At 70.0% G+C, this 13161-nt stretch carries 14 protein-coding genes; 2 read left to right on the top strand and 12 right to left on the bottom strand.

Annotated features, from left to right (window positions below):
• The 5 genes from FB600_RS31535 to FB600_RS31515 all read right to left on the bottom strand — a co-directional run.
• The coding region (locus FB600_RS31535) for a trehalose-6-phosphate synthase (protein WP_186467892.1) at positions 1-380 on the bottom strand (380 nt) is incomplete at its 3' end.
• Between the two features lie 309 nt (positions 381-689).
• Positions 690-1067 (bottom strand): hypothetical protein, encoded by a 378-nt coding sequence (locus FB600_RS31530; protein ID WP_098152969.1) that lies wholly within the window; start codon positions 1065-1067, stop codon positions 690-692.
• A gap of 236 nt (positions 1068-1303) precedes the next feature.
• Positions 1304-1768 (bottom strand): zinc-finger-containing protein, encoded by a 465-nt coding sequence (locus tag FB600_RS31525; RefSeq protein WP_145757950.1) that lies wholly within the window; start codon positions 1766-1768, stop codon positions 1304-1306.
• 104 nt (positions 1769-1872) lie between these two features.
• Positions 1873-3402 (bottom strand): diguanylate cyclase, encoded by a 1530-nt coding sequence (locus FB600_RS31520; RefSeq protein ID WP_145757949.1) that lies wholly within the window; start codon positions 3400-3402, stop codon positions 1873-1875.
• Positions 3403-3713: 311 nt separating this feature from the next.
• The gene (locus FB600_RS31515) at positions 3714-4565 is read right to left on the bottom strand and encodes a LysR substrate-binding domain-containing protein (RefSeq protein ID WP_013691023.1); all 852 of its coding nucleotides are present in this window, start codon (positions 4563-4565) and stop codon (positions 3714-3716) included.
• 179 nt (positions 4566-4744) lie between these two features.
• Between FB600_RS31515 and FB600_RS31510 the strand changes: the two genes are divergently transcribed.
• The gene (locus tag FB600_RS31510; protein WP_145757948.1) at positions 4745-5953 is read left to right on the top strand and encodes an aminotransferase class I/II-fold pyridoxal phosphate-dependent enzyme; all 1209 of its coding nucleotides are present in this window, start codon (positions 4745-4747) and stop codon (positions 5951-5953) included.
• 37 nt (positions 5954-5990) lie between these two features.
• Here FB600_RS31510 and FB600_RS31505 read toward each other — a convergent pair whose 3' ends face one another.
• From FB600_RS31505 to FB600_RS31490, 4 genes are all read right to left on the bottom strand, one after another.
• A complete protein-coding gene (locus FB600_RS31505) occupies positions 5991-6413 on the bottom strand; it encodes a hypothetical protein (protein WP_145757947.1) in 423 nt (140 codons plus the stop codon).
• Between the two features lie 246 nt (positions 6414-6659).
• Positions 6660-7634 carry an alpha/beta fold hydrolase gene (locus FB600_RS31500; protein WP_098152963.1) on the bottom strand — a complete coding sequence of 325 codons (975 nt, stop codon included), beginning with the start codon at positions 7632-7634 and terminating at the stop codon, positions 6660-6662.
• Between the two features lie 18 nt (positions 7635-7652).
• Positions 7653-9263, bottom strand: coding sequence for a flavin-containing monooxygenase (locus FB600_RS31495; protein WP_145757946.1), 1611 nt, complete (start codon positions 9261-9263; stop codon positions 7653-7655).
• Entirely contained in the window at positions 9260-10168 is a 909-nt protein-coding gene (locus tag FB600_RS31490; RefSeq protein ID WP_046582384.1) for an SDR family NAD(P)-dependent oxidoreductase, read from the bottom strand. Before FB600_RS31490 ends, FB600_RS31495 begins: the two co-directional genes overlap by 4 nt.
• A gap of 102 nt (positions 10169-10270) precedes the next feature.
• Between FB600_RS31490 and FB600_RS31485 the strand changes: the two genes are divergently transcribed.
• Positions 10271-10957, top strand: coding sequence for a TetR/AcrR family transcriptional regulator (locus FB600_RS31485; protein WP_175427814.1), 687 nt, complete (start codon positions 10271-10273; stop codon positions 10955-10957).
• Positions 10958-11086: 129 nt separating this feature from the next.
• Here FB600_RS31485 and FB600_RS31480 read toward each other — a convergent pair whose 3' ends face one another.
• From FB600_RS31480 to FB600_RS31470, 3 genes are all read right to left on the bottom strand, one after another.
• Positions 11087-11851: a helix-turn-helix domain-containing protein gene (locus tag FB600_RS31480; RefSeq protein WP_017919139.1), complete on the bottom strand. Its 765-nt coding sequence runs from the start codon at positions 11849-11851 to the stop codon at positions 11087-11089.
• Positions 11814-12263, bottom strand: a complete 450-nt coding sequence (locus FB600_RS31475) for a response regulator (RefSeq protein WP_013691015.1) — start codon at positions 12261-12263, stop codon at positions 11814-11816. Before FB600_RS31475 ends, FB600_RS31480 begins: the two co-directional genes overlap by 38 nt.
• 199 nt (positions 12264-12462) lie before the next feature.
• Positions 12463-13095: a transcriptional regulator gene (locus FB600_RS31470; protein ID WP_017919138.1), complete on the bottom strand. Its 633-nt coding sequence runs from the start codon at positions 13093-13095 to the stop codon at positions 12463-12465.
• Between the last annotated feature and the right edge of the window lie 66 nt (positions 13096-13161).

Here is a 13161-nt window from a genome sequence, read left to right as displayed (position 1 = left end):
TCGGGCTTGAGCAGCGGCATCAGCTTGCGCGCGAACAGGCGGTTCACGCGGCGATAGCCCTCGCTGAACTGCACGTCGAAGTTGGCCAGGTCGAGCCGGTAGTGGAATACCGGCCAGAGCACGTTGTTCGAATAGCCGAGGTAGTAGGCGTCGTAGTCGCGTTGCGAGAGGTCGATGGTGGCGAGTTCCATGTTGCCGTATTCGCGGACCTGCACCTCCTGGCGGCCGGGATCGCTGTCGGCCTCGGCGAGCTTGCCGCTCCAGCCGAACCAGATGCCGCCGCGCTGCTGCAGGCTGTCGTTGAGCGCGACGGCCAGGCCGCCGGCGGCTTCGTTGTCCGGGTCTGCTGTCCGGTTCGATACGACGATGAGACGGCTCACGGATACCTCCTGGTGATGACGATGCGGATGAGGACGCGATCCGCCGCCACGGCGTGCACCGCGCCGGCGGGCGGCGCGCTGGACGGGCAGCAGGCATCGGGCAGGGCGCCGGCGCGGGCCGGGGGCACTGGCCGATACAGGCCTCGCGAGGCGGATCGGACGGGACGAGACGATGATGCGTTCCGGCGCGGCCCGCCGATGCGCATCGGCGGGCGAGCCCCCGGCACGCGGGCAGCAGCCTTGCGCGGGACGCCGGGCCGTTGCCGGAAGAGGAACGGGCCCAGCGTACACCATCAATAAGACATGCGTTCAGGACAGGCGCGGGCGCAGGCAGCCGAGCGTGGCGTCGGGGACGGTGGTGAGCAGGGTGTGGATCGCGAAGCTGACATCGGCGCGCGCCAGGTCGAACCAGACCGCCATGCGGGCGCGATGCGCGTCGATATGCGAGACGTAGACGCCGAGCGGCGAGCGCAGCAGCGCGCGGCGTTGCGCGCAGAGATAGTCGGCGCTGCCCTCGAGCGTGACGGGCAGCAGCACGCGCGGGGCGCTGTCGCGGGCGAGCGGCGCGCTCAGCGAGATCGACGAGCGCGTCTGGCGCGCGCGTGCCGGGCCGATCGAGACGATCGGGCGGGCCTGTCGGCCGGTGGTCCGGGCGGTGGTGGACGTGGCGTTGCGGGTAGCAGGCATGATGTCGGCGGAGAGCCGCGGTTACGAACACAGCCTCAAGGTACGCGCCGCCGCGTAAACGTCTTGCAAAAATATGGGCGGGCGCAGCAAAGAAGCGGCAATCGGGGTTGGCGGCCGGATGCGGGGTGCTTGCCAAGGGCGAAATTGATTCGCTGCAGCAATCAATGGAGCAATTGGCGTGCCTGAAACGTATCCAGTCCAGTCGACTTTCCGGCGCCGATCGCTCGCCGCGCCCGCTAGCCGCCGTTGACCGGATCCGCCGCCTCGCCGCGCTGGCGGTTCGCCAGGAACTCCCTGACCAGGGCGATCGCGGCGCGGCAGGTCTCGAGATCGAAGCCGTGGAGGGTGCTGGCCGGATCCTGGCCGAGCTGCGTGGCCAGCCAGCGTATCCCCTTGGCGCGCGCCTCGAAGGCATTGCAGCCGTCGCGGCGCATCTTGGCGGCCACCAGCGGTTCGAGCGTCGCGTGCAGGTCCGATTTCGCCTGGCGCAGCTCGGCATTGGCCAGCCGGCCGAGCGGCACGTGGCGGCGGCTGCGCGGGAAGATGCCGATCCAGGCGTCGCAGGGCGGGCAGACCCACAGTTCGCCGTGCTCGTCGCGATACGGGTAGGCGGCATCGCCGAAGCGCGCGAGCAATGCCTTCTCGCCGCAATAGTCGCAGACGGGTTGAGGCAGGGCGGGAACGGGACGGCCAACGCGCATGGGATGGGGATCGGCGAAAGGGATGGGAGTGGAGGCAGGCCACAGTATAGGGCGGGCCCGCCGGATGTCCCAATCGGATGCCAAAACCGGGCGCGGTGGCCCGGCTAGGCCAGCACCACGCCTTGCGGGTCGCAGATCCGGTTGCGACCGGCGGTTTTCGCGTGATAGAGCGCGGTGTCGGCCAGGTTCACGAAGGCGACGTCGCTGGATGCCGCGGCCTCGCCCGAGGTGACGATGCCGATGCTGACCGTGACGCGGCCGTAGTGGCTGGCCGCGTGCGGAATCGCGAGATCGTAGATCGTGCGGCGCACGCGCTCGCCGAACTGGGCGGCGCCCCGCGCATCAGTATCGGGCAGCGTGACCACGAATTCCTCGCCGCCGTAGCGCGCGACCTCGTCCGAGGGGCGTTGCGCGCAGCGCGTCAGCACGCGGCCGACCTCGCGCAGCACCTCGTCGCCGGCAGGGTGGCCGTAGTGGTCGTTATAGGCCTTGAATTGGTCGATATCGACGAACAGCAGCGACAGCGGCCGGCCAGTCCGTTGCGTGCGCAACCATTCCACATGCAGCGTGGTATCGAACGAGCGGCGGTTGCCGAGGCCGGTCAGCGCGTCGGTGCGCACCAGCCGGCGCAGTTGTTCCTCGGCGCGCTGGCGCCGCCGCAGCTCGTGCGCGAGCAGCACCGAGCCGGCCGCCACCACCAGCGAGAACACCAGCACGATCGCGCCGAGCCGTTCCGCGCGATGTCGCCATTCCAGGTAGATGTCGCGTTCGGCCGGCGCCACGTCGACGATGATCGGCAGGGTCGGCAGGCGCTTGTAGACGTAGAGCCGACGCGTGCCGTCGAGCGAGGCGAGGCCGGCCACGGCGCCCTCGGAATGGTGCATCGCGTCGAGGAACACGGTGGAGCGGCTGACGTCTCGGCCCACCATGGACGGATCGTAGGGCAGCCGCGTGATCAGCGCGCCGTTGGTGCCGAGCACCGCGGCCGAGCCGTGCGGCCCCACCTGCAGGCCGTCGAGCAGCGCACGGAAGTAGTCGACGCTCAGCGCGCCCACCACCACGCCGCCGAACGAGCCGTCGGGATTGTCGATGCGGCGCGACAGCGTCAGCATCGGCTGGCCGCCGTGCAGCGGCGAGGCGTAGGGCCTGCTGATGAACAGCCCCAGCCGGGGCTGGCTGCGATGGATCGCGATGTCCTCGCGGGTGGCGAGGTTGGCTTGCGGCGGCGTATCGGCTCGCGAGTCGATCACCACCCGGCCCTCGGCGTCGACCACGTAGATGGTGCCCAGGTAGCGGCCGGTGGTGGCGCGGTCGAACAGCACCAGGTTGCGCAGGTGCGGCGGCAGGGCCATCACCGCCGGCTGGCGCATGCCGTCGACCACGGCCTGCAGCGAGAGATCGTACTGCTCGATGCTGCGGGCGATGTCGCGCTCCAGCACCAGCACCAGGTTGCGCGAATTGCCGGCCGCGCGCTGGTAGGCGTCCGAGCGCGACTGGTAGAGCACCAGCGCGCTGAGCGCCCAGAAGAACACCAGCAGCAGCGCGCCCGCGACCAGCACGCCGAGCGGCGTCAGCAGGCGTGCCGCGGGCAGCTTCCAGGCACGGCGCGGCGATTCGGACAGGCGATCGGGCATGAGGTGGGCGGGTGCGACGGAACGAACGATAACGGCGCTTCGCGAGGCAGGTTGCGGCCGGCCTGCGCCGGGCCAGCGCGCATCCGGCCCGGCGCGCATCCAGCCTGATTATCGGAGCAAATCGGGCGCGTGCGCGAGGCATCGGCGATTTAAGTGGCGAGAGAGCGACAGGCGTGCGCCTGATGCGATGCAGCATCGATGCGCACGAAATGAAACCCGCGCCGGCGCGCGGCACAGGGCTTCGCGCCCGGCGACGGGAATTCGTGTTTCCGCGTGCGGCTTCGGCCGCAGGCTTTCGTCTGTCCGGCAGCTCAGATACTGAGCTCGGACAGCAACTGGTCGGCCAGGAAATCGCAGGGCGGGCGGTTCGAGCGCGCACTGCGCGCCAGCACGATGTCGAGATCGGGCAGCGCCGGCAGGCCGTGCGCGGGCCCCTGCTGCGAGAAATGCGCCGGCACCGCGCAGCGCGCCAGCGGCGCGATCGCGAGCCCGGCCTCGACCATGCTGAACAGGCCCATCAGGCTCGGGCTTTCGTAGGAAGTGCGAAACGCGATGCCGGCCGCCTCCAGCGCGCGGATCGCGTTGGCGCGCGCGACGCTGCCGGTGCCGAACAGCGCCACCGGCAGCGGGCGCTCGTCCCATACCGGGCCGCCGCCGGGCGGCCCGGCCCAGACCATCGGCTCGGCGCGCACGAAGGCGCCGTTCAGGCCGCGCATGCGCGTCACGCAGGCCAGGTCGATGCGGTTGTCCTTGAGCAGCGGCGCGAGTGCCCGGCTCGGCAGGCCGACCACCTGGATCTCGACCTTCGGATAGCGCGCCGAGAACTTGCGCAGCACCGGCGGCAGCAGCGAGGAGGCGTAGTCGTCGGGCACGCCGATCGTCACGCGCCCCTTGACCTCGGGATGGACGATCGCGGCCCAGGCCTCGTCGCGCAGCGCCAGCAGGCGCCGCGCGTAGGCGACCAGGGTCTCGCCGTCGGGCGTCGGCACCACGCTGCGCGCGCCGCGCACGAACAGCAGCTTGCCGAGCGACTGCTCAAGCGCGCGGATCTGCATGCTCAGCGCCGATTGCGAACGATGCACGCGGGCCGCGCCGCGCACGAAGCTGCCGGCATCGGCCACCGCCACCACCATCGCCAGCACGTCGAGATCGAGGGATTTCATTGTCTTCAGAAAAACTGAACAGAAGCTTCAATATAACGCGTTTGTCTGATGGCTGACCGCTACGCATACTGGGCCTCGTGTCGTCGAAGCGAGCCGATCGAGGCAGGATCGAACGCGATTCGACAGCAGGCCGTTCCATCACACGCGATGCCGCGCGACGCGGCGGGGAGAGGCAGGCGATGTTCTCGAACTACGACGAATTCCGGCAGCGTGGGCTGCGCCTCGACATGTCGCGCGGCAAGCCCGCGCCGGCCCAGCTCGACCTGGCCACGCGCCGGTTCGCCGAGGCCGGCGACCCCGGATATCTCGCGCGCGACGGCGCCGATTGCCGCAACTATGGCTTCGGGCTGGGCCTGCCGGAAGCGCGCGAGTTCGGCGCGGCGCTGCTCGATGTCGAGCCGGAGCAGGTGGTGGCGGCCGGCAATTCGAGCCTGGAACTGATGCACGACGTGCTTGCCTTCGCGACGCTGCACGGCCTGCCGGGCGGCGCGCCGTGGCGCGGCCAGGAGGTGGCGATGCTGTGCCCGGTGCCGGGCTACGACCGCCACTTCACGATCTGCGAGACGCTCGGGATCCGCATGATCGCGGTACCGATGCGCGAGGACGGCCCCGACATGAAGATCGTCGAGGCGCTGGTGCGCGACGACGCCTCGATTCGCGGCATCTGGTGCGTGCCGCTCTACAGCAACCCGAGCGGGGCGATCTATTCGGCGAGCACGGTGAACCGGCTGGCGGCGATGCCCGCCGCGGCGCCCGATTTCCGGCTGGTCTGGGACGACGCCTACCGCTTCCATCACCTGGGCGAGACCCGGCACGCCACGCCGAACCTGCTGGCGGCCTGCGCGGCGGCCGGCCATCCCGATCGCGCCTTCGTGTTCGCCTCGCTGTCGAAGGTGACCTTCGGCGGCGCCGGCGTGGCCTTCCTGGCCGCCTCGCCGCGCAATCTCGACTGGTGGGCGCGTCACGCGGGGGCGCGCTCGATCGGCCCGGACAAACTCAACCAACTGCGGCACGTGCATGCGCTGCGCGATCGCGCGGGCCTGGAGTCGCTGATGGACGGCCATCGCGCGCTCCTGCGGCCGAAGTTCGATGCGGTGCAGGAAGGGCTGGCCGCGCGGCTCGGCGGCCTGACGGGGGTGAGCTGGAGCCGGCCCGAAGGCGGCTACTTCATCGGCCTGGCCTTGCCGCCGGGCCATGCGAAGCGCGTGGTCGCGCTGGCGGGCGAGGCCGGCCTGGTGCTGACGCCGGCCGGCGCGGTGTTCCCGTATCGCGAGGATCCCGACGACAGCTACCTGCGGATCGCGCCGTCCTTCCCCTCGCTCGACGAGGTGCGGCTGGCCGCCGATGCGATCACGGTGTCGGTGCGACGCGCGCTGGAACTCGATTGAGCCGGCTCGCGGGCGTCGCGCGGGATCAGGCGCGCGCTCAGCGCTCGCACTTGAGATTGGCCTTGGGCAGGTCGACCATCACCGGGAAGGTGCCCTGGTCGAGATCGACGCGCGCGACCACGGTGGTCACCGTGCTGTCGCTGTCGTCGTAGACGCTGACGCGATCGCGCCGCAGGTTGGTCAGGCCGGCGCAGCCCGAGGCGCGGCCCTCGTCGGAGATCTTGCAACTGAGCTGGTTGTCCATCAGGTAGCGGAAGCGGTCCCGCTCCGGCAGCGACAGGTATTCGCGCAGGCTCGCCGTGGTGCCGGCCACGCCGTTGGCCATGCCGATCGCGCAGGGCTGGCTCGGCTGGCTGGCCGCGCCGCCGCCGTCGGGGGTATCGGCCAGCGCGGCCGTGGCGGTCAGGCTCAGGGCCACGGAGAGGGCCGCTGTCAGGGCCGATGCGATCAGAGGCTTCATGGTGCGAATCCCGGTGACGGTTCGAAGTGCGCGATTGTAATCGGATCGCGCGCCGGGCGTTCGCGAGGCGGGGATGGGAAGCGGGCGAGGATTGGCCCGCGCGATGGAATAAACCGCCGGCCGGCGGTGTTCTGTGAAGTGGCAGGCCCGGGTGCGCGAGCGCCCGGGCCGGCGGCGAGGTTCGACCGGATCAGCGTGGCGCGCACGGCCCCGGCGGAACTCGCCGCCTTGCCATGTCGATGCGGCTCAGCGTCCCGCCGCGGCCCGTGCCACGGGCGCCGCCGGCTCGGCCGCCTGCGCCGCCACCTCGCGAATCCAGTCGGTGGTCTGCACCGGCTGCGTCACGGGCAGCATGTGCCCGCCTTCCACCAGCGTCAGCTCGATACCCGGCAGTTTCTGCTTCAAGGCCTCGCCGTGCTTGCGGTAGCTGAGGATCGCGTCCTGGCGGCCATACAGCACGCTGACCGGCACGCCCAGCGTCGGGTAGCGGCGCTCCATCTCGGGCAGGTCCTCGGGCGCGGCCACCAGGTCCGACGAGGCCGCGTAGAACGCGTCGGGACGCAGCCCCATCAGGCCGCCGCCCTTGATCGGGAAATCGCGCGGCACCGGCTCGGGCGCGAAGATCGCGTCGATCGCCTTGCGGCTTTGCAGGATCATCACCGGGATGCCCATCGTCAGCGAGGCGAAGCGGCGCAGCAGCGGCCAGCGCAGCGCCAGGCCCTTGAAGGCGGCGGGCGGCTCGGTCTCGGTATGCGTGAGCGGCGCGATCAGCGCGATCCGGCTCACGCTGTCGGGATGGTCGAGGCCGACCGCGAGCGCGATCGCGCCGCCCAGCGAATGCCCCACCAGCAGCGGTTTCTCGAGCCCGAGCGTGTCGATGAAGCGCGCGATGGTGCGCGCCTGGGCATAGACGTTGGCCTGCGAGGCCGGGCCGCGCGTCGAGCGGCCGGAGCCGGCGCGGTCGACTACGATCACGCGGTGCGATTGCGCCAGGCGCGGCAGCTCGAGATAGGCGAAGTTGCGCAACTGGCCGCACAGGCCGTGCACCATCACGATCGGCGGGCCGCTGCCGTAGTCGACGTAGTGCAGGCGGTCGCCGTCGATGTCGACGAACTTGCCCTCGGGCGGGAAGCGGCGCCGCACCTGGTAGGCGGTGAATTGCGTGAAGCCGAACAACACGACGTAGATGGCGACGACGATGGCGATCAGTTGAGCAATCACGGCATTCCCCTTGTCTCGTTAGAGGGATTCGGACGTGGCGCGCGCGGCGGCCGGCGCGGCCGGGCGGCGCGCGAAGCGCATCGCCGGGTCGGTCAGCGAGCCGAAGCGCAGCAGCGCGAGGTCGCGCGCGTAGTTCTGGTGCGACTTCCAGGGATTGCGCAGGCCCTGCTTCGGCAGCAGGGCCGCGGCCCGCTGAATATACCCCGAGCTCAGGTCGACCGCCGGCATGCGCGACATGGCCGGATCGTCGAGCGTCGGCGTGCAGCTGTCGTAGCCGTGCGCGCGCATGTGGTTCAGCAGCCGGCAGACGTAGAGCGCGATCAGCTCGGCCTTGAGCGTCCAGGACGCATTGGTGTAGCCGAACGAGGTGGCCAGGTTCGGCACGCCGCTGGCCATCATGCCCTTGTAGGAGACGGCCTCGCCGAACTCGACCGGGCGGCCGTCGACCTTCACCGCGGCGCCGCCGAGCATGCGCACCTTGAGCCCGGTGGCGGTCACCACCACGTCGGCCTCCAGCGTCTGGCCGCTCTTCAACTGCAGGCCGCCGGGCGTGAAGCGCTCGATCTCGTCGGTGACGATCGAGGCCTGGCCGGCCCGGATCGACTTGAACAGGTCGCCGTTCGGCACCAGGCAGAGGCGCTGGTCCCAGGGCTGGTAGCGCGGCGTCAGGTGCCGGGCGATGTCGAAGTCGGGGCCGAGCTGGCGGCTCGCGGCGTTCAGGATGAAGCGCTTGGTGGCTTCCGGGCGGCGCCGCGAGAGGCGATACAGGTACATCGTCAGCAGCACGTTCTTGGTGCGCACCAGGCGGTGCGCGAGCCCGGCCGGCAGCCAGCGGCGCAGCCGCATCGCCAGCTTGTCGCGTGCCGGCAGCGAGACGATGTAGGTGGGCGAGCGCTGCAGCATGGTCACGTGGGCGGCCTCGCGCGCCATCGACGGCACCAGGGTGACGGCGGTCGCGCCGCTGCCGATCACCACCACGCGCTTGCCGCGGTAGTCGAGATCCTGCGGCCAGTGCTGCGGATGGACGATGCGGCCGTGGTACTGGTCCATCCCGGGCCAGCTCGGTGCGTGGCCGTTCTCGTAGTCGTAGTAACCGCTGCACATGTAGAGGAAGCGGCAGGTGAAGCGCAGCGCCTGCTGCTCGTCGCCCTCGCCACGCAGCACGTCGACGCTCCAGCGCGCGCTGGCCGAATCCCAGTTCGCGCCGGTCACGCGGTGCCGGTAGCGGATCTCGCGATCGATGCCGGATTCGCGCGCGGTGTCGCGGATGTAGTCGAGGATCGCCGCGCCTTCCGAGATCGCGTTGTCGCTGTGCCAGGGGCGGAAGCTGTAGCCGAGCGTGAACATGTCGGAATCCGAGCGCACGCCGGGGTAGCGGAACAGGTCCCAGGTGCCGCCCAGGCTGGCGCGGCTCTCCAGGATCGCGAAGCTCGCCCAGGGGCAGCGTTCGCGCAGGTGCCAGGCGGCGCCCACGCCGGACAGCCCGGCGCCGACGATCAGCACGTCGAGCTCGGTGCCGGCCTGCGCCTCGCCCTCGCCGGCGGCGCGGGCGGCGGCGGAGCTCGTGGTGGGGCAGGCAGCGCCCGGGTTGGCCGTCGCGGACGGCTGCCAGCCGGTGGTGGTGTTCATGCGGCGTCCCTGGTGGTGGTCGACGAAGCGGGATTCGCCCGGCCCGAGCCGTGGCGCTGGAAGTTGCGCTGGCGCGACTTGCGCACGAAGCGCAGCACGAAGACCTGGTAGGCCGAGCCGAACAGGCGCGCGAGGCGGTCCAGGCGGCGCGCGTCGGCGCCCACCAGCACGCGGCGCGCATTGCGCTCGACGCCGGCGAGGATCTGGCGCGCGGCCTCGTCGGCGCTGGTGGCGTTGATCAGCTTGTTGGCGGAGCGGCGATGCGCTTCCACGTCCTGGCCGGTCAGCGCGAGGATCTTCTCGTCGATGCGCGAGGCGTTGACGATATTGGTGGCCACTCCGCCCGGATGCACGCAGGTCGCGCTGACCGGCGCGCCCTCGATCTCCAGCTCCATGCGCAGCGATTCGGTGAAGCCGCGCACCGCGAACTTGCTGGCGTTGTAGGTGCTCTGGGTCGGCATCGCGATCAGCCCGAACAGGCTGGAGGTATTGATCACGTGGCCGTCGCCCGATTCGAGCAGGTAGGGCAGGAAGGCCTGGGTACCATGCACCACGCCCCAGAAGTTGATGCCCATCAGCCACTCGAAATCCTCGATCTTCACCGACTCGGCCGGCGCGGTCAGCGACACGCCGGCATTGTTGAAAATCAGGTTGATCCGGCCATGCGCCTCGCGGGTGGCGCGGGCCCAGGCGAACACCGCCTCGCGCGAGGCCACGTCCAGGCGCTGCGCGGTGACGCGCACGCCCTGCGCGTTGCACAGCGAGACGGTTTGCGCGAGCGCGATTTCATTGATGTCGCTCAGGGCGAGATCGCAGCCGCGACGGGCAAGCTCCACGGCGAGGCTGCGTCCCATGCCGGAGCCGGCGCCGGTGATCGCGGCCACTTTGTTCGTGAAATTCTTCATCGCATCTCCTCACGGGGCTTGCCGGGCTGTCGAATCGCGGCTTAAATGTGGTGTTGAGCGTCACCAATTTAATCATGCCATTGAGCGATGTCAAATAGCGGAATGGAGAAAACACTCGAAACTCGCCGGAAGGGGCGCCCTTATGGCGGCGTGGCGGCCGAGGCGCGGGCCGCGGAACGGCGCGAGGCGCTGATCGGGGCTGGAACGCGCCTGTTCGGCACGCTGGGCTTTCGCAAGACCACGGTGCGCGCACTCTGCCAGGAAGCGAAGCTCAACGACCGCTATTTCTACGCGGCCTTCGCCGGCACGGACGCGCTGTTGCAGGCCACCTACCAGCACCATGCCGAGCGCTTGCGCGCGGCCGTCGGCGCGGCGCTGGAGGAGGCCGGCGAGGCGGGGCTGGAGGCGAGAGTCGATGCCGGGCTGGGCGCGTTCTTCGCCTTCCTGCGCGATACCTGCGCGGCGCGCGTGCTGCTGCTGGAGGTGATGGGCGTGAGCGCGGAAACCGACATGACATACCAGCGCAACCTGCTCGAATTCGGCCGGCAGATCGTCTCGGTGGCGCGCGTGACCGATCCCGAGGATCCGGAGCAGCGCGCCGACGCGCGGCTGACCGGGCTCGCGCTGGTCGGCGCGATGACCAATGTCGGCGCGGCCTGGCTGCTGACCGGCTATCGCGATCCCGAGGCGCGCATGGTGCGCAATTGCCGGCACGTGCTGCTCGGCACGCTGGCGAGGTTCGACGCGCAGCGGGAGGGTGTCGCGCAGGCCGACGGCCAGGCGGGCTGAGGCGGGGAAGGCGCGCGCGTGGCGAGATGAAGTGCCGGCGGGCGCGCCGGCCCGCTCGGAAGACGATGGAGGCTCAAACGGCCCAAGCGGTTCAAGCGGCGGTTCAAACACCCCAAACCGCGCCCGCCGTCAGACCTGCACCAGCCCCTGCGCATCGTTGATGCGGATCTGTCGGCCGCGCGAATCGATCAGCCCGTTGCGCTGGAACTTCGACAGCATGCGGCTGACCGTCTCCAGCGTCATCCCCAGGTAGCAGCCGATCTCCTCGCGCGTCATGCGCAGGTTGAACTCGGCCGGCGAATACCCGCGCGCCTTGAAGCGCGCCGACAGGTTCAGCAGGAACGAGGCCACGCGCTGCTCGGCCGTCATGGTGCCGAGCAGCATCATGGCGCGCGACTCGCGCACGATCTCGCCCGCCAGCAACTGGTGCACGTGCTGCTGCAGCAGCCGCATCTCGCGGCAGGCCGCCTCGAGCTGGGCGAACGGGATGACGCATACGGTGCTGTCCTCTAGCGCGATCGCGTCGCAGTGGTGGACGCCCTCGCAGACGCCGTCCAGGCCGAGCGTCTCGCCGGTGATCTGGAAGCCGGTGACCTGCTCGCGGCCGTCGCGATGCATCACCACGGTCTTGAACGAGCCGCTGCGCACCGCGTAGAGGCTGGTGAAGGGATCCTCGGCATGGAACAGCGCGTCGCCGCGCTTGACCTGGCGCGTGGTGCAGATCAGCGCGTCCAGGCGCCGATACTCGGCATGGGTGAGCGCCGAGGGCATGCAGACGTTGCGCGTGGCGCAATTCGAGCAGCGCGCGCCGGGCTGTTTCGGCGCGTCGAACGGGACGGCCGCGGGCGGCGGCACGTCATGGGCGATCGTAGCGGGCGTCGTGGCAGTCGGCATAGTGGGCTCGTTGGACAGGTTGAGGGCGACGTGCACGGGCTCGGGCCAGCGCGTCGATGGTGTGGCACGCCAGCTCGAACTCGATGGTCTTGTCGAAGAAGTAGTGCGCGCCGGCCTTGTGGCTGGCGGCACGGAAGGCCGGCGCGGACAGGTTGGTCAGGATCACCGTGATCACCTGCGGCGCGAAGCGGGCCAGCGCGCCGAGCAGTTCGAGCCCACTGCCCGAGGGCAGGCGCAGCTCGATCACGGCCACGTCGGCCTGGCTCGAGACGATGCCGGCGAAGGCCATGGCGTGGTCCTCCGACTCGCCGACCACCGCCACGCCGGCGAGCGGCTCCAGCAAGGCGGCGACGCGCCGGCGTATCGCGGCGGCCGGCTCGACGACATAAACACGGAGGAGGGTGGCGTCCATGCGGCAAGTATTGCAGCCGGGCCGGCGCCGCGAAATCGGCGTCAGATGAAAAGCCGGTAGGTGATTCGCTGAAAGCTGTAGGCCGATTCCTACAGGTATGACGCATCGTTGAACGATCGGAAAGTAGCCAGCCCTTCAATACCGGGTTTGCCGCAACGATCGCGCCGATCGTCCCGCGATCGGTCTTGCGCGAAATGCCTCACTTCGCGTCGTTGTAGACGGTGGCGCGCGACACGCCCAGGTGCTGGGCGATGATCTCCATCGCGCGCCGCACCTCCAGGTAGCCGTCGTCCTTCAGTTCCTGCATCAGCGCGCGGCGCTGCTCGGTCTTCAGCGAGCGCGGCGTGGTGGCGAGCGTCATCGCGAAGCGGTCGATGCGTTCGCGGATCGCCTCGGCATTGGCGGGGTCGAGCGTCTCGCCGACGCTGTCGGGGCCGATCTGGCAGAACTGGTTCAAGAGCCCCTGGATGCCGCGGAACAGCGTGACGTCGACGTTCAGGCACAGCGCGGCCACGTAGTGGCCGTTGGCATCCTTGATGCCGATCGAGGTGCTCTTGGCGGTGCGCCCGTCGGGGAAGCGGTTGGCGTAGTTGGCGAGCACCGAGGGATAGTCGTCGTCGGCGATGCGCGCGAGCCCGAGCTCGGTGGTCGGGTCGCCCACCGCGCGGCCCGACAGGTTGTTGTGGATCGCGATGATCGAGTTGGCGGGCGTGCGCAGGTCGTGGACCACCACTTCGGTGAAGGGCGCGAACATCTCGCCGAGCCCTTGCGCGATGTTGCGGACCTGCTCGATCAGCGATGCCTGTTCCGACGGGGAGGACTTGCGGGTCATATTGGACGATTTATCCGGGATTCGACGGTATTGTAACCACGCGCCCCCGGCATTGCGCAAAGCGAT

It is taken from the genome of Burkholderia sp. SJZ089 (assembly GCF_007828315.1).
Taxonomy (GTDB): domain Bacteria; phylum Pseudomonadota; class Gammaproteobacteria; order Burkholderiales; family Burkholderiaceae; genus Burkholderia; species Burkholderia gladioli.
The sequence above is the reverse complement of the archived record's forward strand: the minus strand, read 5'-3'. Positions and strand labels throughout refer to the sequence as shown.